Source organism: Mesorhizobium sp. GW821-FHT04C10 (genome assembly GCF_059420305.1).
This window is the reverse complement of the sequence record NZ_JBWKTL010000001.1, coordinates 1,036,492-1,060,327: the sequence shown is the minus strand read 5'-3', so window position 1 is coordinate 1,060,327 and position 23,836 is coordinate 1,036,492. Positions and strand designations below refer to the sequence as shown.

The 23,836-nt window shown below is 64.9% G+C and carries 26 protein-coding genes; 13 read left to right on the top strand and 13 right to left on the bottom strand.

All coding sequences use genetic code 11. The annotated features are described in order from the left end of the window. Positions 1–5: 5 nt before the first annotated feature. The 8 genes from AC07UC_RS05030 to AC07UC_RS04995 all read right to left on the bottom strand — a co-directional run bounded on the left by AC07UC_RS05030 (position 6) and on the right by AC07UC_RS04995 (position 8,352). Positions 6–686 carry an isochorismatase family protein gene (locus AC07UC_RS05030; RefSeq protein ID WP_140776353.1) on the bottom strand — a complete coding sequence of 227 codons (681 nt, stop codon included), beginning with the start codon at positions 684–686 and terminating at the stop codon, positions 6–8. Further along, positions 683–1,978 carry a M24 family metallopeptidase gene (locus tag AC07UC_RS05025; protein WP_494904427.1) on the bottom strand — a complete coding sequence of 432 codons (1,296 nt, stop codon included), beginning with the start codon at positions 1,976–1,978 and terminating at the stop codon, positions 683–685. Before AC07UC_RS05025 ends, AC07UC_RS05030 begins: the two co-directional genes overlap by 4 nt. A gap of 218 nt (positions 1,979–2,196) precedes the next feature. Beyond that, a complete protein-coding gene (locus AC07UC_RS05020; protein ID WP_494904425.1) occupies positions 2,197–3,165 on the bottom strand; it encodes a GlxA family transcriptional regulator in 969 nt (322 codons plus the stop codon). 130 nt (positions 3,166–3,295) lie between these two features. Beyond that, positions 3,296–4,477 (bottom strand): trans-sulfuration enzyme family protein, encoded by a 1,182-nt coding sequence (locus AC07UC_RS05015; protein WP_494904423.1) that lies wholly within the window; start codon positions 4,475–4,477, stop codon positions 3,296–3,298. Then, positions 4,474–5,913, bottom strand: a complete 1,440-nt coding sequence (locus tag AC07UC_RS05010) for a pyridoxal-phosphate dependent enzyme (RefSeq protein WP_494904421.1) — start codon at positions 5,911–5,913, stop codon at positions 4,474–4,476. The genes AC07UC_RS05015 and AC07UC_RS05010 overlap by 4 nt, the downstream gene beginning before the upstream one ends. 253 nt (positions 5,914–6,166) lie before the next feature. Beyond that, positions 6,167–7,525 (bottom strand): FAD/NAD(P)-binding protein, encoded by a 1,359-nt coding sequence (locus tag AC07UC_RS05005; protein ID WP_494904419.1) that lies wholly within the window; start codon positions 7,523–7,525, stop codon positions 6,167–6,169. Between the two features lie 25 nt (positions 7,526–7,550). Next, positions 7,551–8,027 carry an RrF2 family transcriptional regulator gene (locus AC07UC_RS05000; protein ID WP_140776369.1) on the bottom strand — a complete coding sequence of 159 codons (477 nt, stop codon included), beginning with the start codon at positions 8,025–8,027 and terminating at the stop codon, positions 7,551–7,553. Between the two features lie 169 nt (positions 8,028–8,196). Further along, on the bottom strand, positions 8,197–8,352 hold the full coding sequence (locus AC07UC_RS04995) for a hypothetical protein (RefSeq protein ID WP_494904417.1): 156 nt from the start codon (positions 8,350–8,352) through the stop codon (positions 8,197–8,199). A 447-nt stretch (positions 8,353–8,799) separates the two neighbouring features. Here AC07UC_RS04995 and tauA point away from each other — a divergent pair, with 447 nt between their 5' ends. From tauA to AC07UC_RS04955, 8 genes are all read left to right on the top strand, one after another. Beyond that, positions 8,800–9,813, top strand: coding sequence for a taurine ABC transporter substrate-binding protein (gene tauA / locus AC07UC_RS04990; RefSeq protein WP_494904415.1), 1,014 nt, complete (start codon positions 8,800–8,802; stop codon positions 9,811–9,813). Positions 9,814–10,044: 231 nt separating this feature from the next. Continuing rightward, positions 10,045–10,818 carry a taurine ABC transporter ATP-binding protein gene (locus AC07UC_RS04985; protein WP_494904413.1) on the top strand — a complete coding sequence of 258 codons (774 nt, stop codon included), beginning with the start codon at positions 10,045–10,047 and terminating at the stop codon, positions 10,816–10,818. Next, the gene (locus AC07UC_RS04980) at positions 10,815–11,675 is read left to right on the top strand and encodes an ABC transporter permease subunit (protein WP_202325235.1); all 861 of its coding nucleotides are present in this window, start codon (positions 10,815–10,817) and stop codon (positions 11,673–11,675) included. The genes AC07UC_RS04985 and AC07UC_RS04980 overlap by 4 nt, the downstream gene beginning before the upstream one ends. A 28-nt stretch (positions 11,676–11,703) precedes the next feature. Next, positions 11,704–11,892, top strand: coding sequence for a hypothetical protein (locus AC07UC_RS04975; RefSeq protein ID WP_140776378.1), 189 nt, complete (start codon positions 11,704–11,706; stop codon positions 11,890–11,892). A 376-nt stretch (positions 11,893–12,268) separates the two neighbouring features. Next, positions 12,269–13,222 (top strand): sulfonate ABC transporter substrate-binding protein, encoded by a 954-nt coding sequence (locus AC07UC_RS04970; RefSeq protein WP_140776380.1) that lies wholly within the window; start codon positions 12,269–12,271, stop codon positions 13,220–13,222. A gap of 89 nt (positions 13,223–13,311) precedes the next feature. Then, positions 13,312–14,475, top strand: coding sequence for an FMNH2-dependent alkanesulfonate monooxygenase (gene ssuD, locus AC07UC_RS04965; RefSeq protein WP_181180139.1), 1,164 nt, complete (start codon positions 13,312–13,314; stop codon positions 14,473–14,475). Next, a complete protein-coding gene (locus AC07UC_RS04960) occupies positions 14,472–15,248 on the top strand; it encodes an ABC transporter permease subunit (protein WP_494904410.1) in 777 nt (258 codons plus the stop codon). The genes ssuD and AC07UC_RS04960 overlap by 4 nt, the downstream gene beginning before the upstream one ends. Positions 15,249–15,258: 10 nt before the next feature. Further along, a complete protein-coding gene (locus AC07UC_RS04955; RefSeq protein WP_494904408.1) occupies positions 15,259–16,056 on the top strand; it encodes an ATP-binding cassette domain-containing protein in 798 nt (265 codons plus the stop codon). A gap of 86 nt (positions 16,057–16,142) precedes the next feature. Here the strand turns inward: AC07UC_RS04955 and AC07UC_RS04950 are convergent, their stop codons facing one another. Further along, complete coding sequence (locus AC07UC_RS04950; protein ID WP_494904407.1) at positions 16,143–16,319, bottom strand: hypothetical protein; 177 nt, start codon at positions 16,317–16,319, stop codon at positions 16,143–16,145. 309 nt (positions 16,320–16,628) lie between these two features. Between AC07UC_RS04950 and AC07UC_RS04945 the strand changes: the two genes are divergently transcribed. From AC07UC_RS04945 to AC07UC_RS04930, 4 genes are all read left to right on the top strand, one after another. After that, the gene (locus AC07UC_RS04945) at positions 16,629–16,997 is read left to right on the top strand and encodes a septal ring lytic transglycosylase RlpA family protein (protein WP_056574162.1); all 369 of its coding nucleotides are present in this window, start codon (positions 16,629–16,631) and stop codon (positions 16,995–16,997) included. A gap of 283 nt (positions 16,998–17,280) precedes the next feature. Beyond that, complete coding sequence (locus AC07UC_RS04940) at positions 17,281–18,558, top strand: polyhydroxyalkanoate depolymerase (RefSeq protein ID WP_140776388.1); 1,278 nt, start codon at positions 17,281–17,283, stop codon at positions 18,556–18,558. 158 nt (positions 18,559–18,716) lie between these two features. Beyond that, positions 18,717–19,331: a transglutaminase-like cysteine peptidase gene (locus AC07UC_RS04935; RefSeq protein ID WP_494904404.1), complete on the top strand. Its 615-nt coding sequence runs from the start codon at positions 18,717–18,719 to the stop codon at positions 19,329–19,331. Between the two features lie 376 nt (positions 19,332–19,707). Then, positions 19,708–19,953, top strand: coding sequence for a hypothetical protein (locus AC07UC_RS04930; RefSeq protein WP_202325228.1), 246 nt, complete (start codon positions 19,708–19,710; stop codon positions 19,951–19,953). Positions 19,954–20,044: 91 nt separating this feature from the next. Here AC07UC_RS04930 and AC07UC_RS04925 read toward each other — a convergent pair whose 3' ends face one another. From AC07UC_RS04925 to AC07UC_RS04910, 4 genes are all read right to left on the bottom strand, one after another. Beyond that, positions 20,045–20,413: a helix-turn-helix domain-containing protein gene (locus tag AC07UC_RS04925; RefSeq protein WP_172347765.1), complete on the bottom strand. Its 369-nt coding sequence runs from the start codon at positions 20,411–20,413 to the stop codon at positions 20,045–20,047. A 25-nt stretch (positions 20,414–20,438) separates the two neighbouring features. Next, the gene (locus AC07UC_RS04920) at positions 20,439–20,969 is read right to left on the bottom strand and encodes a Smr/MutS family protein (protein WP_494904401.1); all 531 of its coding nucleotides are present in this window, start codon (positions 20,967–20,969) and stop codon (positions 20,439–20,441) included. Beyond that, positions 20,966–22,066: a murein transglycosylase A gene (gene mltA / locus AC07UC_RS04915; RefSeq protein WP_494904399.1), complete on the bottom strand. Its 1,101-nt coding sequence runs from the start codon at positions 22,064–22,066 to the stop codon at positions 20,966–20,968. The genes AC07UC_RS04920 and mltA overlap by 4 nt, the downstream gene beginning before the upstream one ends. 126 nt (positions 22,067–22,192) lie before the next feature. Further along, on the bottom strand, positions 22,193–22,900 hold the full coding sequence (locus AC07UC_RS04910) for a Tim44/TimA family putative adaptor protein (protein WP_140776454.1): 708 nt from the start codon (positions 22,898–22,900) through the stop codon (positions 22,193–22,195). 198 nt (positions 22,901–23,098) lie between these two features. Here AC07UC_RS04910 and AC07UC_RS04905 point away from each other — a divergent pair, with 198 nt between their 5' ends. Then, the gene (locus AC07UC_RS04905; protein ID WP_494908895.1) at positions 23,099–23,599 is read left to right on the top strand and encodes an FxsA family protein; all 501 of its coding nucleotides are present in this window, start codon (positions 23,099–23,101) and stop codon (positions 23,597–23,599) included. Positions 23,600–23,836: the final 237 nt, after the last annotated feature.

The following is a 23,836-nucleotide window of genomic DNA, read 5'->3' as shown; positions in this document are numbered from 1 at the left end:
ACCTGTCACAGATCCGCGTAGAGGGCGGCTGCGTTATCGAAACCGAAGCGCAGCGGCACCGAGCCCTCGACCTGCCAGGCGGAGACCGCCTCTCCGGCCAGCAGTCGGCAGGCGCCGTCCGTGTCGGTGACAGCGCCGCCATAGAGCCGGTTGGCAAGGTTGAGGATGCCGGTCTGGTGCATGGCCGCGCTGCCGCTGCCGCAGGCATCCTTGACCAGCAGCACGCGAAAACCTTTCGCAACCGCATCCTTTACCGATGCGTCGATGCAGGCCTCCGTCCACACACCAGCGATGACCAGCCATTCGATGCCGGAGGCCTTGAGCCGATCGGCGGCTGAGCCAGTGCGAAAGGCGCTGGCCTCGGCCTTGACCAGTAGCGCCTCGCCAGCGGCAGGCGCCACCTCATGGCAGATTTCGGTCAGCGGATCGCTTTTGTCGGAGAAAGCCGATTTGCCGTCGGCGCCTACGGGATGAAAGGGCCGGTCCTGCTTGTCGAGGTCGACGATATAGGCCCAGTGCTGGAGCGGCACGTGGTTTGCGCGCGCCGCTTCCTGCAGGCGCTGGACATTGGCCAGGATGCCGGCGAAGCCTTCGACCAGATAGCGCGGGTCCTGCCGGTGCTCTTCCTGCAGGTCGATGAAAACGGCGGCCACGGTGCCGCGCTTGATGGCGATGGGAGCCTTCACGCCAGAAACTCATCCTCATAGGGGAAGCGCGACAGAAGCTCCGTCCCGGTGTCGGTGATCAGGATCTCGTCCTCCAGCTTGACGCCCTCGCGGCCGCCCTTCTCGCCAATATAGCTTTCCACGCTCACCACCATGCCTGGCACGATATGGCCGTCGCGGCCATAGGTCTCGTAATCCATGGCATGCGCGATAAACGGCGTCTCGCCATGCATGCCGACGCCGTGCATCACCGAAGTATAACGCTGGTCGACGAAACGGTCCGGGATCTTCCAGGCCTTGTCGGCGATTTCGCGGAACGCCATGCCGGGTTTGACGATCGAAATATTGTGCTGAACCTGGTCATGCGCCATGCGGTAGAGCGACTTCTGGTAAGCGGTCGGCTTGCCCGGTCCGCAGCGGAAGGTACGGGAGAAATCGGAATAGTAGCCGTAGCAGCCGATCGTGTCGGTATCGAGCGCCAAAAGTTCGCCGGGTCGGATCTTGCGGCCGCTGGCCTCGTTGAACCAAGGGTTGGTGCGCTGGCCTGATGTCAGGAGCCGCGTCTCGATGAATTCGCCGCCCTGGCGGATGACCTCGCCATACATGATGGCGAACAGGTCGTTTTCGGAAACGCCGGGCTTGATCGCCTCGCGCACCGCATAGACCGCGGCCTCGGCGCCGGCCATCGACACTTGCAGGCATTTCACCTCCTCCGGCGTCTTCACTGCCCGCACCGCCAGGATTTCGCCCTGGCAGTCGCGGACCTCGCAGCCGCGCTTCTCCAGCGCCAGCGCCTGCAGATGGCTGCAGCGGTCGAGCCCGAGCTTCATCGAGCCGCCGCCATGCTTCTTCAACAGTTCGGCGATCTCGTCGGCGAAGGGACCGGCGGTTTCGTCGTCACGGCCGGAGACAGACGACCAGACCAGCTTGGACGGACGCGCCTCGTCGATCGTGTCGAGCACCATCGAGACATGGTAGCTCTGCGGGTATTCGAACAGCACGATCGGCCCTTCGGTCGGGATAAAGAAATAGCGGGTCGAGTTGCGCAGGAAATAGCCGAACATGTTGCGCGAGCCGGTGGCGTAGCGCTGGTTGTAGGGGTCGAACAGCACGACGCCGCCATAGCCGGCGTCACGCATCCAGCCGCGCAATTTTGCCAGCCGCCCTTTGCGCAGGGCATCGGCATCGATGAAGGACGGCTCGGTGTCCGACAGCCACATGCCGCCGGCCGGATCGGCCGCCACGGGGTGACGCATGCGGTCCTTGAAGTCGACGTCCTCGGTGCTGTCGGGGTCGAATACGACAATGCTCATGGGTGCCTGGCCTTGGGTCAGTTGGGAAGGCCGAGCATGGCGCAGGCGGGGCAGAGGCATTGTGCGGAAAACCGCGATTGTTGTGCCGGATGCCGCTGGCCAATCGGTTGCGTCGCGATCCTTCGCGCCCCCCTCTGCCCTGCCGGGCATCTCCCCCACTAGGGGGGAGATTGGGGGCGCTGTCCCGCCGGACATCTCATCGCGTCAGCGAGCGCAAGCTAATGCCGCCTCGCGAGCTTCGGCGGATGGCCATGCTCCTCGCGAAAAGCCCGGGCAAAACTCGACATGGAGGCAAAGCCGCAGGCCAGCGCGACGTCGCGCACGGCAAGCGTCGAATGCGCCAGCAGGTCGGCGGCGCGCTTCAGCCTGAGCCGCCGGTAGTAGCCATTGGGCGAGATGGCGAGTTCGGAGCGGAAGGAGCGCTCGAGCTTGTCGGAGGATACGCCGAGCCGGGCCGACAGCTCCGTCATGCCGAGCCGCTCCTCCACCGCGTCCTCCATGATAGCGATGGCCGACAGTACCAGTTCGTTCTGCACGCCGGTGCGCAGCCTGAGCGGCATCAGCTTGCGGTCGACGCTCGATCGCAACTGGCTGTGCACGAACCATTCGGCGACGCCGGCGGCAAGTTCGGCGCCATAGTCCCGGGTGATGATCTCCAGCATCATGTCGAGGCTGCCGACGCCGCCGGCCGAGGTGAAACGCTTGCGGTCGATGACATAGAGGTCGCGCCTGAGCTCGATCGTGGGGAAGGCCGCGGTGAAGGCGGCCTGGCTGGTCCAGTGCAAGGTGCAGGCATGGCCGTCGAGCAAACCGGCTCGGGCAAGGAAGAACGCCGCATCGGCCACCGCGCCGATATGGGCGCCATTGCGCAGGCTCTTGCGGATCCAGCTTGCCGCGTCCTCCGCGACGAGATGATCGGCGTCGCCGCCGGAGCAGACGACGATGCGGTCGACCTTCGGCGCATCCTCGGCATGGAAACCGGGCTGGATGACGACGCCGTTCGAGGCCTCGACGGCCCCTTTCGTGCCGCCGACGATGATCCAGCGGTAGCACTCCCGCTTCGCCAATATGTTGGCGGCACGCAGCGGCTCGATGACCGAGCTGAACGCCATCATCGGAAAGCCGGGAAACACCAGCACCGCGAAAGTCAGGGGCTCGGTGGGTTTTTCGGGTTCGCGCGTCGCCATGGGCGCTACATCTCGGGCGAATGGCGCGCGAGGTCAACCTGGGGTGATGCCGATCGACAACCATGAAACGTCGGCGCCGGGCAGCGCTGGCTTTGGAGATTGGCTGGTTCCTACGAGAGCGCCGCCGCTTCTATCCCCCCAGCGCCTGCTCCAGATCCGCGATCAGATCATCGCCATCCTCGATCCCGGCCGACAACCTTACCAGCGAATCCGATATGCCGATCTCGTCGCGCTTCTCGGCGGGAATGGAGCCATGCGTCATCAGTGCCGGATGCTCGATCAGGCTTTCCACGCCGCCGAGGCTTTCGGCGAGCGTGAACAGCTGTGTGCGTTCGAGGAAGCGTTTGGTTCCCGCAAGGTCGCGGGCGAGCACGGCTGATATCATGCCGCCGAAGGCATGCATCTGCTGGACGGCGATGGCGTGCTGCGGGTGGCTGGCGAGACCGGGATAGATGACCCGGCGCACATCATTTCGCGCTTCCAGCCACTGCGCGATCTTCAGCCCGTTGTCGGAATGCCGCTCCATCCTGAGCGCCAGCGTCTTCAGGCCGCGCAAGGCGAGAAAACTGTCGAACGGGCCCGATATGGCGCCGATGGCGTTCTGCAGGAATTTCAGCTGGGCGGCGAGATCCTTGTTGTCGCCGACGACCGCCACGCCGCCGACCATGTCGGAATGGCCGTTGAGATACTTTGTCGTGGAGTGGACGACGATGTCGATGCCGAGTTCCAGCGGCCGCTGGAGATAGGGGCTGCAGAACGTGTTGTCGGCGACCGTGAGAACCCCCTTGCGCTTGGCCAGCGCCGCGACGCCTTCGAGGTCGACGATGCGCAGCAGCGGGTTGGTCGGCGTCTCGACCCAGAGCAGTTTCGTTTCAGGCCGGATCGCGGCCTCTACCGCCGCAAGATCGGTGAAGTCGACGAAGCTGACCTGAAGGTTGGCCGAGCGCTTGCGCACCCGCTCCATCAGCCGGAAGGAGCCGCCATAGATGTCGTCGGTGGCGACGATATGGGCGCCGGAATCGAGCAGCTCCAGCACCGTCGAGACCGCTGCCAGGCCGGAAGCGAAGGCAAAGGCGGCCGTGCCGCTTTCCAGATCGGCCACGGCGCGCTCGAAGGCAAAGCGGGTGGGGTTCTGGCTGCGCGCGTATTCGAAACCCTTGTGCACACCGGGCGACTGCTGGCCGTAGGTCGAGGTGGCATAGATCGGCACCATCACGGCACCGGTCAGCGGGTCATGGCTCTGGCCGCCATGGATGGTGCGCGTCGAGAAGGCCAGGCGGTTTTTGCCCGCCGGCGGGGTGTGTTTGGTCATCGTGCGCGCCTCAGATGGTTGATCAGGTCGATGCGGGTTATCAGGCCGACGAACTCTTCGCCGTCGAAGATGATGGCGACCTCGTTGCGGTCGAACACCGGCAGCAGCGCATCCAGCGTCTGGCTGGCCTGCAGAGTGTGCAGATTGGAGGTCATGGCCGTGCGCACCGGGCCGTTGAAGCGCTCCCAGCGCCCGTCATAGGGGCCGTCCACCTTGGCCAGGATATCGCTCTCGTCGACGATCCCGACGAGCTTGCCATTGTCGAGCACCGGCAGCTGCGAAACGTCCGAGCGGCGCATGCGGCCATAGGCGTTGAGCAGGCTTTCGTCCGGGCCGACAAAAACGGTGTCGCCGGTGCGGTGCGAGCGCATGACGAGGTCGCGCAGATCGCCATGCTGCTCGTGCTCGGCCAGCCCCTGCTCGGCCAGCCAGAAATCGTCGAACACCTTGGACAGGTATTTGTTGCCGCTGTCGCAGACGAAGGTGACGACGCGCTTCGGCACCGTCTGCTCGCGGCAATAGCGCAGGGCGGCCGACAAAAGCGTGCCCGACGACGAGCCGGCCAGGATGCCTTCGCGCGACAGGAGGTCGCGCACCGCCAGCATGCTCTGCTTGTCCGTGATGGAATAGGCCTTCTTGACCAGCGACAAATCGGCATTGGGCGGCACGAAATCCTCGCCTATGCCTTCCACCGTCCAGCTGCCGGCCTCTTCCATCTTGCCGGTCTTGATCAAGGGCGCCAGCACCGAGCCGACCGGGTCGGCCAGCACCATTTCGGTCTTCGGCGACACTTTGGCGAAGTAGCGGCCAAGCCCGGTCAGCGTGCCGCCCGAGCCGACGCCGACGACCACGGCGTCGACATTGCCGTCGAGCTGCGAAAAGATCTCAGGGCCGGTGGTCGTCTCATGCGCCAGCGGGTTGGCCGGATTGGCGAACTGGTTGGCGTAGAAGGCGCCGGGCACCTCCGCCGCGATCTTCTCGGCCATGTCCTGGTAATATTCGGGGTGGCCCTTGCCGACATCGGAACGCGTCATGCGCACCTCGGCGCCGAGCGCGCGCAGGTGCTGGATCTTTTCGCGCGACATCTTGTCGGGCACGACCAGCACGATGCGGTAGCCCTTGGGGATGCCGACCTGGGCAAGGCCGAGGCCGGTATTGCCGGCGGTCGCCTCGACAATGGTGCCGCCCGGCCTGAGTTTACCTTGCTTTTCGGCGGCGGCGATCATCGACAGGGCGATGCGGTCCTTGATCGAGCCGCCGGGATTCTGGCTTTCGAGCTTGATGAACAGCCGGCACTTGCCGGTGTCGAACTTGGTCAGTTCGACCACCGGCGTCTGGCCGATCAGGTCGAGAACCGAGGCGTAAGGTGGCCGCAGTCGCGACGTTGCGCTTTCCGAGGGACCGCTGTCAGGCGCGGCGACCTTCTGCTCGCTCATTCAGATGCTCCATGATCGATCAAGCGACCGCCCAGAGCATGATGCCGAAGTGTGAGCGGTTTTCGGGCGACATCATGCTCTATTTCTTTGATTGAGCCGGCAGAGCGGCAGCGTAGCTTCTTTTCCAGCCGTTTACAGTTGGAAAGAAGATAGATCGTGCCAATCAGACGGCCAGACGGGGAATGAAATTCCAGTTTGTAGCATGGTCGGCAGGCCAGAGGGGGGCGCCGTAGAGCGCAACCCCATCAGCAATTCACCCCAGCAACTGCTTGCTCAGCCTTGCACACTGCACGCGAATATCCGGAATGGCGTCGATTTCGAAGAAGGTGCCGCGTGTCAGCGGGCCGACGGCGAGGATCTTTCGCGAGACCGTGCCGTCGCTGGCGATGATCTCGCAATTGGGCGACACGTCGAGACCGATGCGCATCGGGTCCGGCCGCGCGAGCCCGCGGTCGACCAGCGAGCGCACCACGCTGTTCGAGGAGGTCGAAATGTCACGCACGATGCCCGAGCAATCATAGATACGGGCGACGTTAAAAGTCTCGACCAGCTGGCTGTGGCGCGACTGGACGTCGACGGTGAAAATCTTCCCCGGCACGATGCCGACGACGCGGCCGGCGACAAGCCGGATGCGGCCGGATTGCACGGCCTCGGTCACCTTGGCGTAGACTTCGGGCGCCATGCGATGGCGGTGGATGTCCCACCAGGCCTTGGTGTGCTCGACGAAGCGGCGCTTGGCGGAAGCCGGCCAGTTCTGCCAGATCTTCTGGTTGAAGGGGCGCAGGCCGTCGACCACGTCGCGCCAGTCGATGCCGGCCTTCTGGTTCTCGCGGATCAGGTCGCGGAACCAGCCGACGAAATAGGAAAGCTGGGTGCCGAGCGGGATGTCGGCGACGTCGAGCTTGATCGGATTGCCCTTGCGGTGCGGCGACGGCAGCAGGCCGCGCCGGGAAACGGCGATGATCTTCCCGGTGTGGCCGCGCTGTTTCAGCGCCAGGAACGCGTCGACCATGCTGAGGCCGGTGCCCAGCACCATCACGGCGCTGTGCGGATCGAGCGCGGTGTCGGCTTCCGAGCCCATGCGGATCGCATGGCCCTGCGCCGGCTGCTCGTCATGGCCGGTGGCGAGTATGGCCAGATGGGCGACGACGCTGGTGCCGTTGGCGAGCGCCACCTCGACGCCGGACGGTGTCGGCGTGATCGACAGGCTCTCCTCGTGGATCAGGCGCAGCCGCCCGGTCGGCTGCTCGCGCGCTTCGAGTTCGTCGAGCAGCTCGCCGAGATAGCGGGCATAGATGCTGCGCGGCGCGTAGAATGGTGTCTGTGGCGTCTGCTCCTGGCTTACCAGGCCGCGCGCCTGCAGCCAGCGCCAGAAATTGCCGGGGTCGTCGGCATAGGCGCTCATGCCGGCGGCACTCACATTCAGCACATGCGCCGACAGCAGCGTCGAATAGGCGATGCCCTGGCCGAAATGCGGGCGCTTTTCGACCAGCGTGACACGCAGATCCGGATTGGGCGATTTCAGAAGATGCGCGGCCAGCACGACGCCCGAGGCGCCGCCGCCGACAATGATGATCGAGTTGGGGATGATCGAATTGGCACGCCCGCTCATGCGCGTTCCCGCATTATGCGAAGCGTCAGGCCTGGACCTTCACCGCGACCGGAAGATCGCCGATCTCCCTCGCGACCGTGAGGTCGTCGAGACCGATATCGCGCATTTCGGCGAGGCTGCGCTGGTCGAGCACCTCGGCGATCGCCTGCCGGACCTCCAGCATCACGTGTCGGACTTGGCATGTCGCCTCGTTGCAGTCTTCGCAGCGCTGATATTGTGTGCGGCTGGCGCATGGAATTGGGGCCAGCGGCCCGTCGAGGACACGCACGACGTGGCCGACCTTGATCTCCTCGGCAGGGCGCGCGAGGCGGTAACCGCCATCCTTGCCCTTGCGGCTCTGGACGAAACCGGCATTGCGCAGCTCGCCCAGGATGGCGTCAAGAAACTTCTTCGGGATGTTGTTGCCGGTCGCGATGTCGTTGACGAAAGCGAGCTGCCCGGCCGGCATCTGCGCGAGGTGTACAAGCGCCTTGAGGCCGTACTTGCCTTTTTTGGTGAGCATAAACCGAACGCTTCTCTGTCATGCGATGGCTTGACGCCATCCGTTGCGAAACGCCTGGCGTGCCTCCCCGCCGCGTCCAAGCATCCATGACACATAAATTCTAGTGACATGATATACAAGCCGAGAACTGTTGATTTTGCTTTGTTTTCAAGCCGTTTTGGCCATTTTGTCAGGCTTTTGTGCCATTAAGAATACAGAAATGCACATCGACGGCCCCAAAGCGACGGATGGCTCCAGTCGGGCCGGCCGTGTCGCGCGCCGACGCACGCGCCGCCGACAGCCGATGCATGCCGCGAGCGATCATGGTGGTGGGGTGCCCGCTCATCGTCGCCTCCAATTCCCTCATGTCGATAAGGATACTATACTTACCCTCGAACACCCGGAACGGCTTGTCAATTCCCGTGCTGTTTGGGGCATGGATTTGCGTGATGTTGGCCTGGGTAAGAATTTATCATTCGTGCGTGAACGGCACAGACAGCAGTCGAGTGCCGGAGCCTCTACAACGTCGTCATCCACGGGCGGAGCAGCCGCGGAGACCCGAGGATCCATTCCGTGACGTTGATCGAAGAGTGCAGCGGTGCAGAGTTCTGAACCGTGGCGACGGAGCAGCGACAGCGGGCTGCAGCCGTCCTATGCGCTCTGGCCTTCCGCTACCGGCAGATTTTTTCCAACAAACCCGCCGTCGTTGGAAGGATTTAACTCTACAAGGCCGATAGAATTAGCGGACTATCATAGGGCAATCCGGTTTTCTCTGTTTTCATGGAGCCCTTTGATGTCCACCATTTCGCGACGCATTCTCCTTCTGTCGTCGGCAGCCCTTGCCGGCGCCGCCTTCCTCGGCCCGGCCCTGGCCGATGACCTGAAGATCACCATCGGCTACCAGACGGTGGTCGAGCCCTCCAAAGTGCCGCAGGCCGATGGCGCCTATGAGAAGGCCACCAAGGCCACGATCGACTGGCGCAAGTTCGATTCCGGTGCCGATGTCATTGCCGCGGTCGCTTCCGGCTCGGTCGACATCGGTTATGTCGGTTCGAGCCCGCTGGCGGCGGCGGCCAGCCGCGAACTGCCGATCCAGACGATCTTCGTCGTCGGCCTGATCGGGCCGTCCGAGGCGCTCGTCGCCCGCAACGGCGCCGGCATCGAGAAGGTCGCCGACCTCGCCGGCAAGAAGGTCGCCGTGCCCTTCGTCTCGACCACGCATTACAGCCTGCTCGCCGCGCTCAAGCATGAGAATGTCGATCCGAAGTCGGTTGAGATTCTCAATCTCAGGCCGCCGGAAATCGCCGCCGCCTTCGCGCGCGGCGACATCGATGCCGCCTATGTCTGGGATCCGGCACTCGGCCAGATCAAGACGACAGGCAAGGTGGTGCTGGATTCCTCGCAGGTCGCGGCCTGGGGCGCGCCGACCTTCGACGCCTGGATCGTGCGCACCGATTTTGCCGAGAAGAACCCGGAAGCGGTGCGCGACTTCGTCAAGGTGACGGGCGCCGCCTATGCCGAATACCTCGCCAAGCCCGACGCCTGGTCGGTGTCGTCGCCTGAGGCCGGCAAGATCGCCAAGCTCACCGGCGCCAAGCTCGAAGAGGTACCCGAATTGTTGAAGGGCTACGTCTTCCCGACGCTCGAGGAGCAGGCCTCCGACAAGTTCCTCGGCGGCGGCACGGTCAAGGCGGTCGCGGCGGCATCCGCCTTCCTCAAGGAGCAGGGCAAGGTCGACGCCGTGCTTGCGGACTACTCGAAATACGTGACATCGAAATACGTCACCGAGGCGCTGGCCTCGAACTGAAACCAGTGCTGAGGCGTCCCCGCATGTCCTGACGGGCACGCGGCGGCGCTCAAATGGCTCGCGCGCTCCTTCCCTGACGCCGCGTGCTGCCTGCTCCGGACCTGCTGACGAGGAGCCGTTCCGGGGCAGTCGGATTTCCCATTCGTTTGACCATGATCTCTGGACAAACGGAAACCGTTTGTCCGCGAAAACCGGACGCCACTTTTCGGGATCATGCTCTGAGAGGCCCCCATGCCGCATCTCGTGCTCGACAAAGTCTCGATCCACTATGAGAGCCAGCCGGCACCCGCCGTCGAACGGGTGTCGATCGACATCGCCAAGGATGATTTCGTCGTCCTTGTCGGCCGCTCCGGCTGCGGCAAGACCTCGCTGCTCAATGTCGCCGCCGGCCTGGTCGCGCCTTCGCGCGGCACGGCCACGATCAACGGCCAGCCGATTACGGCACCTGGTTCGGATCGCGCCGTGGTGTTCCAGAACGACGCGCTGTTTCCCTGGCTGACGGCGCGCGAGAACGTTGCCTTCGCGCTGCGCCTGCGCGGTGTCAGGCCGGCCGAGCGGGCGCGCCGCGCTGACGAGCTTCTAGCGCTGGTGAAGCTTGAGCGTGCCGGCGACAAGCGCATCTGGGAGCTTTCCGGCGGCATGCGCCAGCGTGTCGGCCTTGCCCGCGCGCTTGCCGCCGAACCGCAATTCCTGCTGCTCGACGAGCCGCTCGGCGCGCTCGATGCGCTGACACGCGAGCGCATGCAGACGACACTGCTCGACCTGTGGACGGCAAGCCATGCCGGCGTGCTGATGGTCACACACGGCATCGAGGAGGCGCTGGTGCTCGCCACCCGCATTGTCGTGCTGGCGCCCGGCCCGGGTCGCGTGGTGCGCACCTTCGAACCCGGCTTCGCCAGGCGCTACGCCTCGGGCGAGGCCATCCGCGCGATCAAGGCCGATCCCGCCTTCGCCGCGGCGCGCGGCGAACTGACCGACGCGATCTTCGAGGGAGAGGCGGCATGACCATTTCCTCCTACACCGAACGCCCCGCCCCGAGGACCGAAGAGGCCGACGGCCTGTCGGTGCCGTGGTCGCGGCCAAGCCCGAAACGCAGGGGCGTTTCGGCGCGCATGGTCAGCGCGGTCACCATACTGGTGGTGCTGGCGGCGTGGGCGCTGTCGGCCCGCCTGCAGCTGGTGTCGCCGGTATTCCTGCCCTCGCCGGTCGCCGTCTGGAACAAATTCATTGTCGTCATCAGGGATGGTTTCGTCGACGCGACGCTGCTGCAGCATGTCGTCGCCAGTCTCGGCCGCGTGTTCGCAGCACTCGTCGCGGCGATCCTCGTCGGTGTGCCGGTGGGTCTCGCCATCGGCATCAGCACTGTCGGCCGCGGCATTTTCGATCCGCTGCTGGAATTCCTGCGGCCGATCCCGCCGCTCGCCTATTTGCCGCTGGTCATCATCTGGTTCGGCATCGGCGAGCCGTCGAAGATCCTGGTGATCGCCATCGCCATGCTGGCGCCGGTGGCATTGTCCACCGCCTCGGGCGTTCGCGGCGTCTCGCAGGAGCGCATCAACGCGGCGCGTTCGCTTGGCGCGACAAGGCGCCAGGTGGTCCGCCACGTGATCCTGCCCAGCGCGCTGCCCTCGATCCTGACCGGACTGCGCATCGCGCTCGGTGCCGGCTGGTCGACGCTGGTCGCGGCCGAACTGGTCGCGGCGACGCGCGGACTTGGCTTCATGATCCAGTCCGCGGCCCAGTTCCTGGTCACCGACGTGGTGATCATGGGCATCCTGGTGATCGCGGCCATAGCCTTCGTGCTCGAATTCACCATCCGCAGGATCGAGCGCGCGCTCGTCCCGTGGGCGGGACGGGAGTGACCAACCGCAAGTGCAGGAGAGAATGACCATGACCCATTCCACCGCCGTGCTGTTCGCCCATTTCGGCAACTGGCTGCTGGGCCTTGCCTCCGACCGCAAGGCGACGAAGGAGGACACCCCGCGATCGCCGGCGCCAGTTCCGTTCCAGGCCGGGCGCGACCGCCTGCCGCCGCGCGACGAGAGCTTCTACTGGGCCTGGCAGTACTGGTCGCAGTGACTGGCGAAACCATGGACAGAGCGCCCCTCGCCCCGTTTACGGGGAGAGGATGCCGGCAGGCAGGTGAGGGGCGGCGCAGACCTAGGTATGCAATCGAGGTCCGGCGAATACGGGTCCAAGTTAATGCTGCAGGCTACCAGTCCAATGCCGGCGCTGCCCCTCATTGCCCTGCCGGGCATTTCTCCCCGTGAACGGGGAGAAAGAGACTAGCAACGGCCGCCGCCGCTTGACCAAGCGGCTGAAAAACCATTCCGCCCTCCAACCTCATCTCGCAAAATCGTTCCTCTACTAAATTTATAGAACTACCTAGCCTGATCTCTCTTCCAACCGGCGAGGACATGGTCCCGGCGCCGATCCGCAACGAAGGAGAGGGATCATGTTCAATTTGACGAGGCGCGCTTTCGGCATCGGCCTTGTGGCCGCGACGGTCATCCTGTCGTTCGGCGCCGCGGCGCAGGAGCTGAAGCAGTTCAGCATCGGCTATCAGAAAACCGGCCTGCCGGTGATCGCCCGGCAGCAGCAGGTCATCGAAAAGGCGCTGGGCGACAAGGGCGTCACCGTCAAATGGGTCGAATTCACCGCCGGCCCGCCACTGGTCGAGGCGCTCAATGTCGGCGCCATCGACGCCGGCTGGACCGGCGACGCGCCGCCGATCTTCGGCCAGTCGGCGGGCGCCAACATTGTCTACGCGGCGGCACTGCCGTCCAATGGCGACGGCGAGGCGATCTTCGTCAAGCCGGCGTCGCCGGTCCAGTCGGTCGCCGACCTCAAGGGCAAGCGCGTCGGCGTCGGCAAGGGCACCAGTGCGCATAATCTGCTGGTCGCCGCGCTGGAAAAGGCAGGCATCCCCTTCGATCAGGTCACGCCGGTCTATCTCAGCCCCGCCGATGCCGCCGCCGCCTTCGCCAGCGACCAGATCGATGCCTGGGCGGTCTGGGATCCCTTCTTCGCAATCGCCGAAACGCGTTATCAGCCGCGTGTTCTGGCCCGCTCCAGCGAAGTGCTCAAGGTCAACACCTATTTCCTCGCCAACAAGGATTTCGCCAAGGCGCATCCCGAGATCATCACCACGACGATCGCCGCTCTCGGCGAGGCGGCGAAATGGGCGGACCAGAACCGCGACAAGGTGGCCGAGGCGCTGCATGAGGTGACCGGCGTGCCGCTCGACGCACAGACGATTGCCGCCAACCGCACCAAATTCGGCATCTTTCCGATCACCGACGAGATCACCGCCGGCCAGCAGGCGACAGCCGACCGCTTCTACAAGCTCGGCCTGATCCCGAAGGCGGTTCGGATCTCCGACGCGGTGTGGACCGCGCCAGGCAACTGATTTTCTCGCACGGCGCCGGGCGGGAACGTCCGGCGCCTTTGTCGTTTCCGCTGATATCTCCAGGAGATCCGCCCGTGACTGCGCCAGACATGACCACACCGGCCGGCACCGCGCCGCTCGATTTCTTCTGGTTCATCCCGACCCATGGCGACGGCTCCTATCTTGGTTCCGAGCAACAGCAGCGGCCGCCGGAGTTCGGGTATTTCAAGGAGATCGCGCAGGCGGTCGACCGGCTCGGCTTTCCCGGCGTGCTGCTGCCGACCGGTCAGAATTGCGAGGATTCCTGGATCACCGCGACAGGACTTGCGACGCTCACCGAAAAACTCAAATTCCTGGTCGCGCTGCGGCCCGGTGTGACGCTGCCGACCTTCGCCGCGCGCCAGACCGCGGCACTCGATCGGCTGAGCAATGGCCGGCTGTTGCTCAATGTGGTGGTCGGCGGCAATCCGACCGAGCTCGCCGGCGACGGCGTCTTCCTGCCGCATGACGAGCGCTACGCCCAGGCGCAGGAATTCCTCACCATCTGGCGCGGCCTGGTATCCGGCGAGCGCGTCAATTTCGACGGCAAATATTACCGCGTCGAGAATGGCCGCCTCGACCTTTTGCCGTTGCAGGAACGGCCGCCGCTCTATTTCGGCGGCTCGTCCGACGCCGGCCAGGATCTCGCCGCCGACCTCGTCGACATGTACCTGACCTGGGGCGAGCCGCCGGCACAGGTGGCCGAGAAGCTCGCTTCTGCGCGCAAAAAGGCAGCCCTGCGTGGTAGAAAACTGCGTTTCGGCATCCGGCTGCATTTCATCGTGCGCGAAACCGAGGACGAGGCCTGGCGCGCCGCCGAGCGGCTGATCAGCCACGTCACCGACGCCCAGATCGAGAATGCGCAGGCGCGTTTCCTCAACCAGATGGACTCGGTCGGCCAGCGGCGCATGGCCGAGCTGCATGGCGGCCGTCGCGACAAGCTGGTCGTCTCGCCCAATCTGTGGGCAGGCGTCGGCCTGGTGCGCGGCGGCGCCGGCACCGCGCTGGTCGGCACGCCCGGGCAGGTCGCCGAGCGGATCCGCGAATACCAGGCGATCGGCATCGATACCATCATCGGCTCCGGTTATCCGCATCTGGAAGAAGCCTACCGCGTCGCCGAGCTTCTGTTCCCACGCCTTGGGCTTGGCACCAGGCGGCAGCGGGCGCACCAGGACATCGCCAATGAATTCTCGGTCGGCTTCCATGGTGCCGCCCGCTTGCAGGCCTCTTCATGAGCTTTTCCGCGCGCCTCCACGCAAACGCCATCGGCTGGGTGTTGCCGGTTCTGGTGATTGCCGGCTGGGAAGCCGCGTCGCGCGCGGGCGTCATGCCGGCCAATGTGCTGCCGGCGCCAAGCGCCGTTGCCGAGGCTTTCTGGCGGCTGACGCTGTCGGGTGAGCTGATCCGCAACATCGGTGTTTCCACGGCACGCGCTCTTGGCGGCTTTGCCATCGGCGGCTCGATCGGATTCGCGCTTGGCCTTGCCAACGGCCTGTCGCGGCTCAGCCGCGGCCTGACCGACACCACGCTGCAGATGATCCGCAACATTCCGCATCTGGCGCTGATCCCGCTCGTCATCCTGTGGTTCGGCATCGACGAGGAGGCAAAACTGTTCCTGGTGGCGCTTGGCGTGTTCTTTCCGATCTACGTCAACACGCTGCTCGGCATCCAGAGCGTCGACCCGCAGCTGGTCGAGATGGGCCGCGTCTACGGCATGGACCGGCGCGCGCTGTTCTTTCGCGTTATCCTGCCCGGCGCGCTGCCGGCGATCTTCGTCGGCCTGCGTTATGCCCTGGGCATCATGTGGCTGACACTGATCGTCGCCGAAACCATCTCGGCCAGTTCCGGCCTCGGCTACATGGCCATGCAGGCGCGCGAATTCCTGCTGATCGATGTCGTCGTGCTGTCGATCCTGATCTACGCGCTGCTCGGCAAGCTCGCCGACAGCCTCGCCCGCCTGCTCGAGCGGCTGTCGCTCGGCTGGCATCCGGCTTTCCAGAACGGATGAGATGCTGTCGATGACCGCTGCCAGCCTGACCGCCGCCCGATCCTTCATCGCCACGCCGGCGCCGGCGCGCCCGGCCATAGCGGTCGAAGGACGGCGCGCCTTCGCCTTCAAGGGCGTGGGAAAGCGCTTCGGCGACAAGACCGTGCTCGACGGCATCGATCTCGAGGTGCCGGCCGGGCAGTTCGTCGCCGTCATCGGTAAGAGCGGCTGCGGCAAGAGCACGCTGCTCCGGTTGCTGGCGGGGCTCGACCGCCCGACATCGGGATCGCTGACGCTGGGCGCCGGGGAAGAGGGCCACAGCCGCACCCGGTTCATGTTCCAGGAGCCGCGCCTGCTGCCCTGGGCCAACGTGGTCAGGAATGTCGAGGTTGGGCTGACCGGCATCGCTTCCGGCCCGGACGCCAGGCAGCGCGCTCTCGATATCCTCTCCGAGGTTGGCCTCGCCGATCGTGCCGACGAATGGCCCTCGGTGCTGTCCGGCGGCCAGAAGCAGCGCGTGGCGCTGGCCCGCGCGCTGGTCGGCCACCCGCAGATCTTGGCGCTCGACGAGCCGCTCGGCGCGCTCGACGCGCTGACCCGCATCGAGATGCAGCAATTGCTGGAGCGCATCTGGCTCGCCCAGAAATTCACCGCCGTGCTGGTCACCCACGATGTCGCCGAAGCGGTCGCGCTCGCCGACCGGGTGGTGGTGATCAGCGCCGGCAAGATCGCGCTCGATCTGGATGTGCCGGTGGAAAGGCCGCGCCGGCGCGGTTCCGCCGAGCTCGCCCGGCTTGAGGGCACGATATTGGACCGGCTGTTCGGTTAGGGCTTGGGGCAAGGCGAACCCTGAGACGTCGGCGGGACAGAGGGGGGCGCCCACGCTCGTTCTGCAACGCAGTCTAGCGCCACCCCCTACCGGTTCGCCCACACCAGCCCGGCCAGGCCGGCCAGCATGGTGACGATGCCGATATAGAACCATTGTGGCTGGCCGGTCATGAAGCTGCCGCCGACCACGCCGATGCCTTGCAGCGACCACAGCGCACCGATGGCCAGCACAATCAAGGCCAGCAGATTTTTGGTCAGTCTCATTGACGGATCTCGCTTTTCAAGTCGATCGTTGGCCGTGTCGTGACCGTGATGAAAGAGCCAAAGGAAGTGGCACAATCACCCCGGAATCTACTTGGATATTAATCCGGTATCTTGTCAAAACGATCTCGGATATCGGCCCGGAGATCATCGAAAATGGATCAAATTGCGCCGGAATATCCCTGACAGACTGTTACCTGGTGACTCCAAACGTGTGATCTCGCCACGGAACTGACAGATCACTGCCGCATTTCCTGCCTTATTCGGCACCTAACGGCTGGGGTCTGTCAAAAACGGAGCCACCCCTTAAAGATGAAGAACCTAAACCAGACCGCGCTTGTCGCGGTAACGATCGCTGCTGGCCTGATGGTCGGCGCTTCCGCCACTTCGGCGACCGCCGCCGCCGGCCAGTGCGGCCGCGCCTCCTGGTACGCGCTGCACTCGAAAACCGCATCGGGCGAGCGCATGAACCCGTCGGCGATGACCGCCGCCCACCGCACCTTGCCATTCGGCACCAAATTGCGGGTTACCAACCAGAACAATGGTAAAAGCGTCATCGTGCGCATCAATGATCGCGGCCCGTTCATTCGCGGACGCGTGCTCGACCTGTCGAAGGGCGCCGCCGGCCAGCTCGGCTTCATCGGTTCCGGCCACACCTCGGTCTGCATGGCACGCGTTTGATGTGATTATCTCCGGACCATGATCTCCTTCGAAAACCCAAACCAGTTTTCGGGATCATGGTCGGGTGTCCGGCTGCCCGACATATTTCCTACACATTTCGGCAGCGCACACTGAGCCGGCTCCGCCATTCCGGGCGGATTTGCAAGCCTTTGGACGAAAGAACCATTGGTCACGCCACGTGACGTATTGCATCGCAGCAATTAGTTGTTAACTTCGCCGCGAGACATTTGAGGCTCGGCGCTGCTCGTCGTCCCTTCGGTCGCAGGCAGCAGCGGGGTTGTCGATGTTCTATCAGCTCTATGAATTGAACCATGCGGCGCTGCAGCCGGCCCGGCTCTATGCCGACGCGGTGCGGATGTTCTACTCCAACCCGCTCAATCCGATTTCGCACACGCCCTGGGGCCGTTCGGTCGCCGCGGGTGCCGAACTGTTCGAACGCACCACGCGCCGCTATGGCAAGCCGGCCTTCGGCCTCGACAAGACCGTCGTCGACTGGAAGAGCGTCGAGGTCACCGAAAAGACCGTCTGGTCGAAGCCGTTCTGCAATCTCGTCCGCTTCGAACGCGCGGTGCCCGCCGGCCGCAAGCCGGATCCGAAGCTTCTGATCGTGGCGCCGATGTCGGGCCATTATGCCACGCTGCTGCGCGGCACGGTGGAAGCCATGCTGCCCTATGCCGATGTCCACATCACCGACTGGGTCGATGCCCGCATGGTGCCGATGGCCGACGGCAGTTTCGATCTCGACGACTATATCGATTACATCGTCGACATGTTCCATGCGCTGGGGCCTGACACCCATGTGATGGCGGTGTGCCAGCCTTCCGTGCCGGTTCTGGCGGCGGTGGCGCTGATGGAGGCGAAGGGCGATCCCTTCGTGCCCTCGACCATGACGCTGATGGGCGGGCCGATCGACACCCGCCGCAACCCGACCGCGGTCAATCTCCTGGCCGAGGAAAAGGGCATCGACTGGTTCCGCGACAATGTCGTCATGCGCGCGCCGTGGCCGGTGCCGGGCTTCGGCCGCGAGGTCTATCCGGGCTTCCTGCAGCTGTCCGGCTTCATGAGCATGAACCTCGACCGCCACATCATCGCCCACAAGGACTTCTTCATGCACCTTGTGAAGCACGATGGCGACAACGCCGAGAAGCACCGCGACTTCTATGACGAATATCTGGCGGTCATGGACCTGACGGCGGAGTTCTATTTGCAGACCGTCGACACCGTCTTCGTTCGCCATGCCTTGCCCAAGGGCGAGATGACGCATCGTGGCACCCGTATCGATCCGTCAGTCATCCGCAACGTCGCCCTGTTCACGGTCGAGGGCGAGAATGACGACATATCGGGCCTCGGCCAGACCAAGGCGGCGCAGGATCTGTGCGTCAACATTCCGGCCGACAAGAAGGCCCACTACATGCAGCCGGCGGTCGGTCACTACGGCGTCTTCAACGGCTCGCGCTTCCGCTCCGAGATCGTGCCGCGCATCGTCGACTTCATCACCAGCTATGGCCGCCAGAACCGCGTCGCGGTGAAGCCGAAGCTGGTCCGCACCGCCAAACGATAGGCAATTCCGCGACAAATCGGCTTCAGGGCCGTTTCTGTTGCACAAGTGCCGCTGTCCCTCCCCGCGGGTAACCATGCTGCAAATCAGCCTGTCCTTGTAATTGACACGGACTGTCAATCGCCCTTAACGTTTCGTTAACAACAGGGTGAGCGGGGACAATGAATTCCTCAACAATGGCGAGAAGGCTGCGCGTGTGCGTGGCCGCGGCCGGTCTGGCAGCCACGGGAAGCTGGCCGGCTTTGGCTGCCGGAGCGATGGCGACCGGGGGCATCACCTCGCAGCCGATCGGCCACTATGATTTCTGCAAGCTGCACCCCGGCGAATGCTCGATCCGTCCGAGCAATCTGGCACCGGCCAGGATGACCGACGGGCTGATGCGCAAGCTCATCAATGTCACCGCCAGGGTCAACGCCGCCGTCAAGCCGATGAGCGACATGGACATATACGGCAAGGACGAGGTCTGGGCCTATCCCGACAAGGGCGTCGGCGATTGCGAGGACTATGTTCTGGAAAAGCGGCGCCAACTGTCCCGCTCGGGCATCTCGCTTGCCGATCTTCTCATCACCGTGGTGCGCAAACCGGACGGCGAAGGCCATTCGGTGCTGACCGTGCGCACCGACAAGGGCGACTACGTGCTCGACAACCTGACCGACAAGGTCAGGGCCTGGGACCAGACCGGCTACCGCTTCCTCAAGCGGCAGGCGATCGACAACACCGGCCGCTGGGTCTCGATCCGCGGCGGCCAGCAGGTCCTGGTGGGGTCGGTCGAGTAAGGACTGGGGCGCGGCTCGATTAGGCAGCGCCACCCCCAGCGCTTCGTCACCCTAGGGCGGAGCAAGGAGCGCAGCGACGCGCGCAGACCCTAGGATCCATGCCGTGACGCCAACATAGAACACAGCGGCGCAGAAACAGGCGCCGGCCATCTTCATCCGAGCATCGCTACATTCTTCACTGTTGCGGCGCTCGCAGGTCCCGGCATGGATCCTCGGGTCTGCGCGCGTCCGCTTCGCTCCCGCTCCGCCCGTGGATGACGAAGCCGAGGGCTCTACCGGCAGCCGTCCCGAAAAATCTCCATCTCTCCGTGAACCATCTCCGTTCGCCCGGCGACACACAGCCGTGAATGACGAAACCCAATCATGGAGACCTCAAATGACTGCTTTCCTGCGTAACACCCTTCTCGCCGTCGCTGCCGTATCGGCCCTGGGCGGATCCGCGATGGCCGACCAGACGGTCAGCTGCGCCCACACCAACCTCAATGACCTCTGGGCCGGCCGCTGTTGTGGCACTGCCGGCGCGTCGGACTGCCTGGGTGGTGGAAACGGTGGCCGTGGCGACCATGACCGCCCGGGCACCAACGGCGGCAACCCCAACGGCAGCACGGCCGGCAAGAACTGATCTCGCCACAGCTGCCCGCTGGCCAATGCCGGCGGGCACTGTTTTGCGACCAGGCGGCCGCCCGGCCGTCGCGGAATCCGGATAAAACCGGTTACTTCAGCCGGCCCAGCGCCGCGCGGATCGAGGCGGTGATGCGGCGCAGCTCCGCTTCGTCGAGCTTTTCGATGTTCTCGGCCAGAAGATTGGCCAGCTCGGTGGCGGCGGGGTTGAGACCCGACGTGTCGAGCTTCACGCGCGGATGCGAGGCTTCGGCCAGCCGCGCCAGCTCCTCGGCGTCGTCCCAGATGATGTTGAAATAGCCGATGATCTTCTGGATCAGCGTCCAGGTCGGCGCGCCGCGCCTGCCATGCTCGAGCGCCGACAGATAGGCGGCGCTGATGCCGATCGCCGCCGCCATGTCCTTCTGGGTGACGCCGCGCTCGGCGCGAAGCGCCCGCAGCCGCTCGCCGAACGGTGTCATGCGCCCCGCCTCACGGCTTCAGCTTTCATGAACGCACCCGCCGCAGCCGGATGTAGAGCGCGCCCGAGCCGCCATGGTTGCGGGCGGCATGGTCGTGGCTGGAGACCAGAGACCGGAATGCCGGCGTCGACAGCCAGGCCGGCACGGCGCGCCGCAGCACGCCGTCGCCGCCGGAGGACGACCCCTTGCCGGTGATGACCAGGACATAGCGGATGCCGCCGGCATGCGCCCGGTGCAGGAACGAGAACAGCAGCGAATAGGCCTCGTCCTGCGTCATCCCATGCAGGTCGACGCGGCCCTCGATCGGCAGCCGGCCCTTCGACAATTTGTCCAGTGTCGGCTCGTCGAGGCGATGCGTGACATGCTGCGCCTTCGGCTTTGCCGCGCCCGGCGCATTGGCGGCGGGTTGGGCCGCTTGCGGCGATGTCGGCATGGCGTCGGCCGCGATATCGGGAATGTCGACGGCCGCCCTGCCCTTCAGCGGCTTGGCCGTGCGCGCCACCAGGTTCCACAGCACCCGGTCATCCTCGCTGAGCTTGTCCGGACGCTTGCTCATCCGGCGCCCCCGGCCAGCGGGCGCGGCACCAGCGCGTAGAAATCGGCGGCGTTGCGCACCACGCCGGCGATCTCGCCGGCCGCGTCGCCGGAGCCGGCGAAAAGATCGCCCCGCGCCGGCCCGGTGATGGCCGAGCCGGTGTCCTGCGCGATCATCAGCCGCCGGAACGGTCTTTTGTCAAAGGCGGTGAGCGTCGGCGCGTCGATGTAGAAGGGCGTGCCGAATGTGTGCAGCAGCCGGTCGACGGCGACGGAACGGCCCGGCGTCAGCGGCACCTTGGCGGCGGCGATCGGGCCGAGGGCTGCGTCCTCGACATCGGCTTCACGGAAGAAGATGTAGGAGCGGTTCTGCCACAGGATCTCGTCGATGCGCCCGGGATGCGCCTTGAACCAGGCGCGGATCGACTGCATCGTCACTTGCGCCAGCGGGATTTCGCCCAGCTCGCTCAGGATCTTGCCCGGCCCGGTAAAACGCTGGCCAGATTTGGCCGCGTAGGTGACGCGGCGGAGCCGGCCATCGGTCATGGCCAGCCGTGCCGCGCCTTGCACATGGATGAAGAAGGCGTCGACCTTGTCGGCCAGCCAGGCGATTTCCAGCCCTTGGCCCTGAAGCACCCCGCGCTCGATCGCGCCACGGTCGAAATACTCGGCCGGGCCGTCCGCCGTGCGGCGTGCGAAGGCGAGATAGGCATCCATCCCCTGCGGCCGGTTGGCGTCGTCGACATCGACGAGATCGGCCGGGCGCGACAGCAGCGGCACGGCAAACCGCTCCGTGCGCACCGGCGACGCCTCGACTTGCGGTTCGTAGAAGCCGGTGACGAGGCCGGCGCCGGTGTCGGGCCGCACCAGCATCGGCACGAAATGGCGCTCGAAGAAGCTTCGCGCCTCCGGCCGGTTCACGGGCGGTGCGGTGCGCGCCGCCGCATAAGCCGCCGCGAAGGCGCCGAAATCGACGCCGAGCGCGCCGCTGCGATAGGGTTTTACCGGCGCATGGAAGGCGGAACGGCGAAAAGCCTCGAAGGCCGGCAGGTGGTCGTCGTCGCCCCAGCCGGGCAGGTCGTCAAAGGATTTTTCGATGAAGAGAGGCGATAGCGACACCGGAGCCCCGTCGCCTTAAAGCGCATCGTGTTCGAAAAGGGTCATGCGACGCGCTTCGAGGCTTGGTTTTGATGCAAGTCGTTGTCCCAAAACCGCTTCGCACTTTTGGGCGACATGCATCGGGACTCAGTCTTCTTCTTCGGTGGCGACGAGCTTCCAGTTCGGATCGCGCGAGCGCGTGTCGCGGGCGAAGGTCCAGACATCCTTGACCTCGGCCACGGTTTCCGGATCGCCGTCGATGACGGCGCCCGCCTTGTCGCGCGTCGCCGAAATAAGCTCGCTGATGATGCGCAGCGTCACATGCGCCTCACCGCCCTTCATCTCGGCCGAGACGATGTCGGCCTTGTCGATGCCGACGAAAGAGGACTGGATCTTTTCCGACTTGGCCTCGCGTTCGCCGATCGCGGCGACGAAACCGTCATAGACTTCACGCGACAGAAGGTTCTTCAGCGTTTTGCGGTCGCCGTCGGCATAAGCCATGACGATCATCTCATAGGCCATCTTGGCGCCGTCGACGAAGCCCTTCGGGTCGAAGGACGGATCATTGTCCTTGATCGTGCGCAGGCCCTTGTTGAGATCGGTGTCGGGCTTGGCGAAGGCGTCGATCGCCGTGTAGGCGTCGGCTGGCGCCGGTTCGCCCGGCAGCCGCTTGCGCGGCAGCGAAACGACATTCTCGGGTTTCTGGGTGGCGTCCTTGTCGGTGCGCGCCGCCGTGTAGGGGTCGAAGGGCGGCCGTTCGCTACCGGTCCGACGGCCCAGCACGTTGCGCAGCTGGAAGAAGATCACCACCGCCGCGATCAGGAAGAAAATCGTGCCGAAGTCGAAGAAGCCCATATCTTCCGCCAATCAATCCCTGCCTCTAGGCCGGACCATCCGGCCAACAGGCCGCGGTCGCATAGCGTTCAACATTCAAAGCATATAGAACGCAAGGTGCAATCATTCAAATCAAAGGCAGGCATACCTATCTAACAGCCTCCGTGCCAGCGGCGATTGGTCGCCAGCGGGCAAAACAATCGAATGGTCGGTAAAGACTTGCGCATTTCGCTGCTTCCCCTCCTCCTCCTCGCGCTCCCGCTGCTGGAAATCGCCGGTTTCGTCATCGTCGGCCGTGAGGTCGGCGCGCTGGCGACGGTCGGCCTTGTGCTGGCCTCGAGCATCGCCGGCGTGCTTTTGCTCCGCCACCAGGGTTTCGGCGTCATGACCCGCATCCGCACCGAGATGGATGCCGGCCATGATCCCAGCCGCCAGCTGGCCCATGGCGCCATGATCGTGGTGGCGGCGATCCTGTTGATCATCCCCGGCTTCATCACCGACATTATCGGCCTGCTGCTGTTCCTGCCGCCGGTGCGCGACTTCGCCTGGAGCCGCTTCAAGGGCCGCATCGTGGTGGCCACCGATTTCTCCGCCGGCGGGTTTCGCGGCCGCCCGCGCGACAAGGTCATCGACCTCGACGACGGCGACTATTCGCGCGAGGACGATTTCAAGCGCGGCCCGGATCACAATTCGCCGTGGCGGCGCCTGAAGGACGACTGAGAACGCGGTTGCAGCGTGCTGATCAGTTTTGTGAGGTCAGCGCCGCCCCTCATTGCCCTGCCGGGCATTTCTCCCCGTATAGTGACGGGGAGAAAGGAGCTGACCGCAACGCTGGTGGTTAGCGAAATCATCGATGAGAGAGCCCTCTCCCCGTCACTATACGGGGAGAGGATGCCGGCAGGCAGGTGGGGGGCGGCGCTGCCTTTGGCGATTGGTCTCCACCCACAAAAGGCCCGC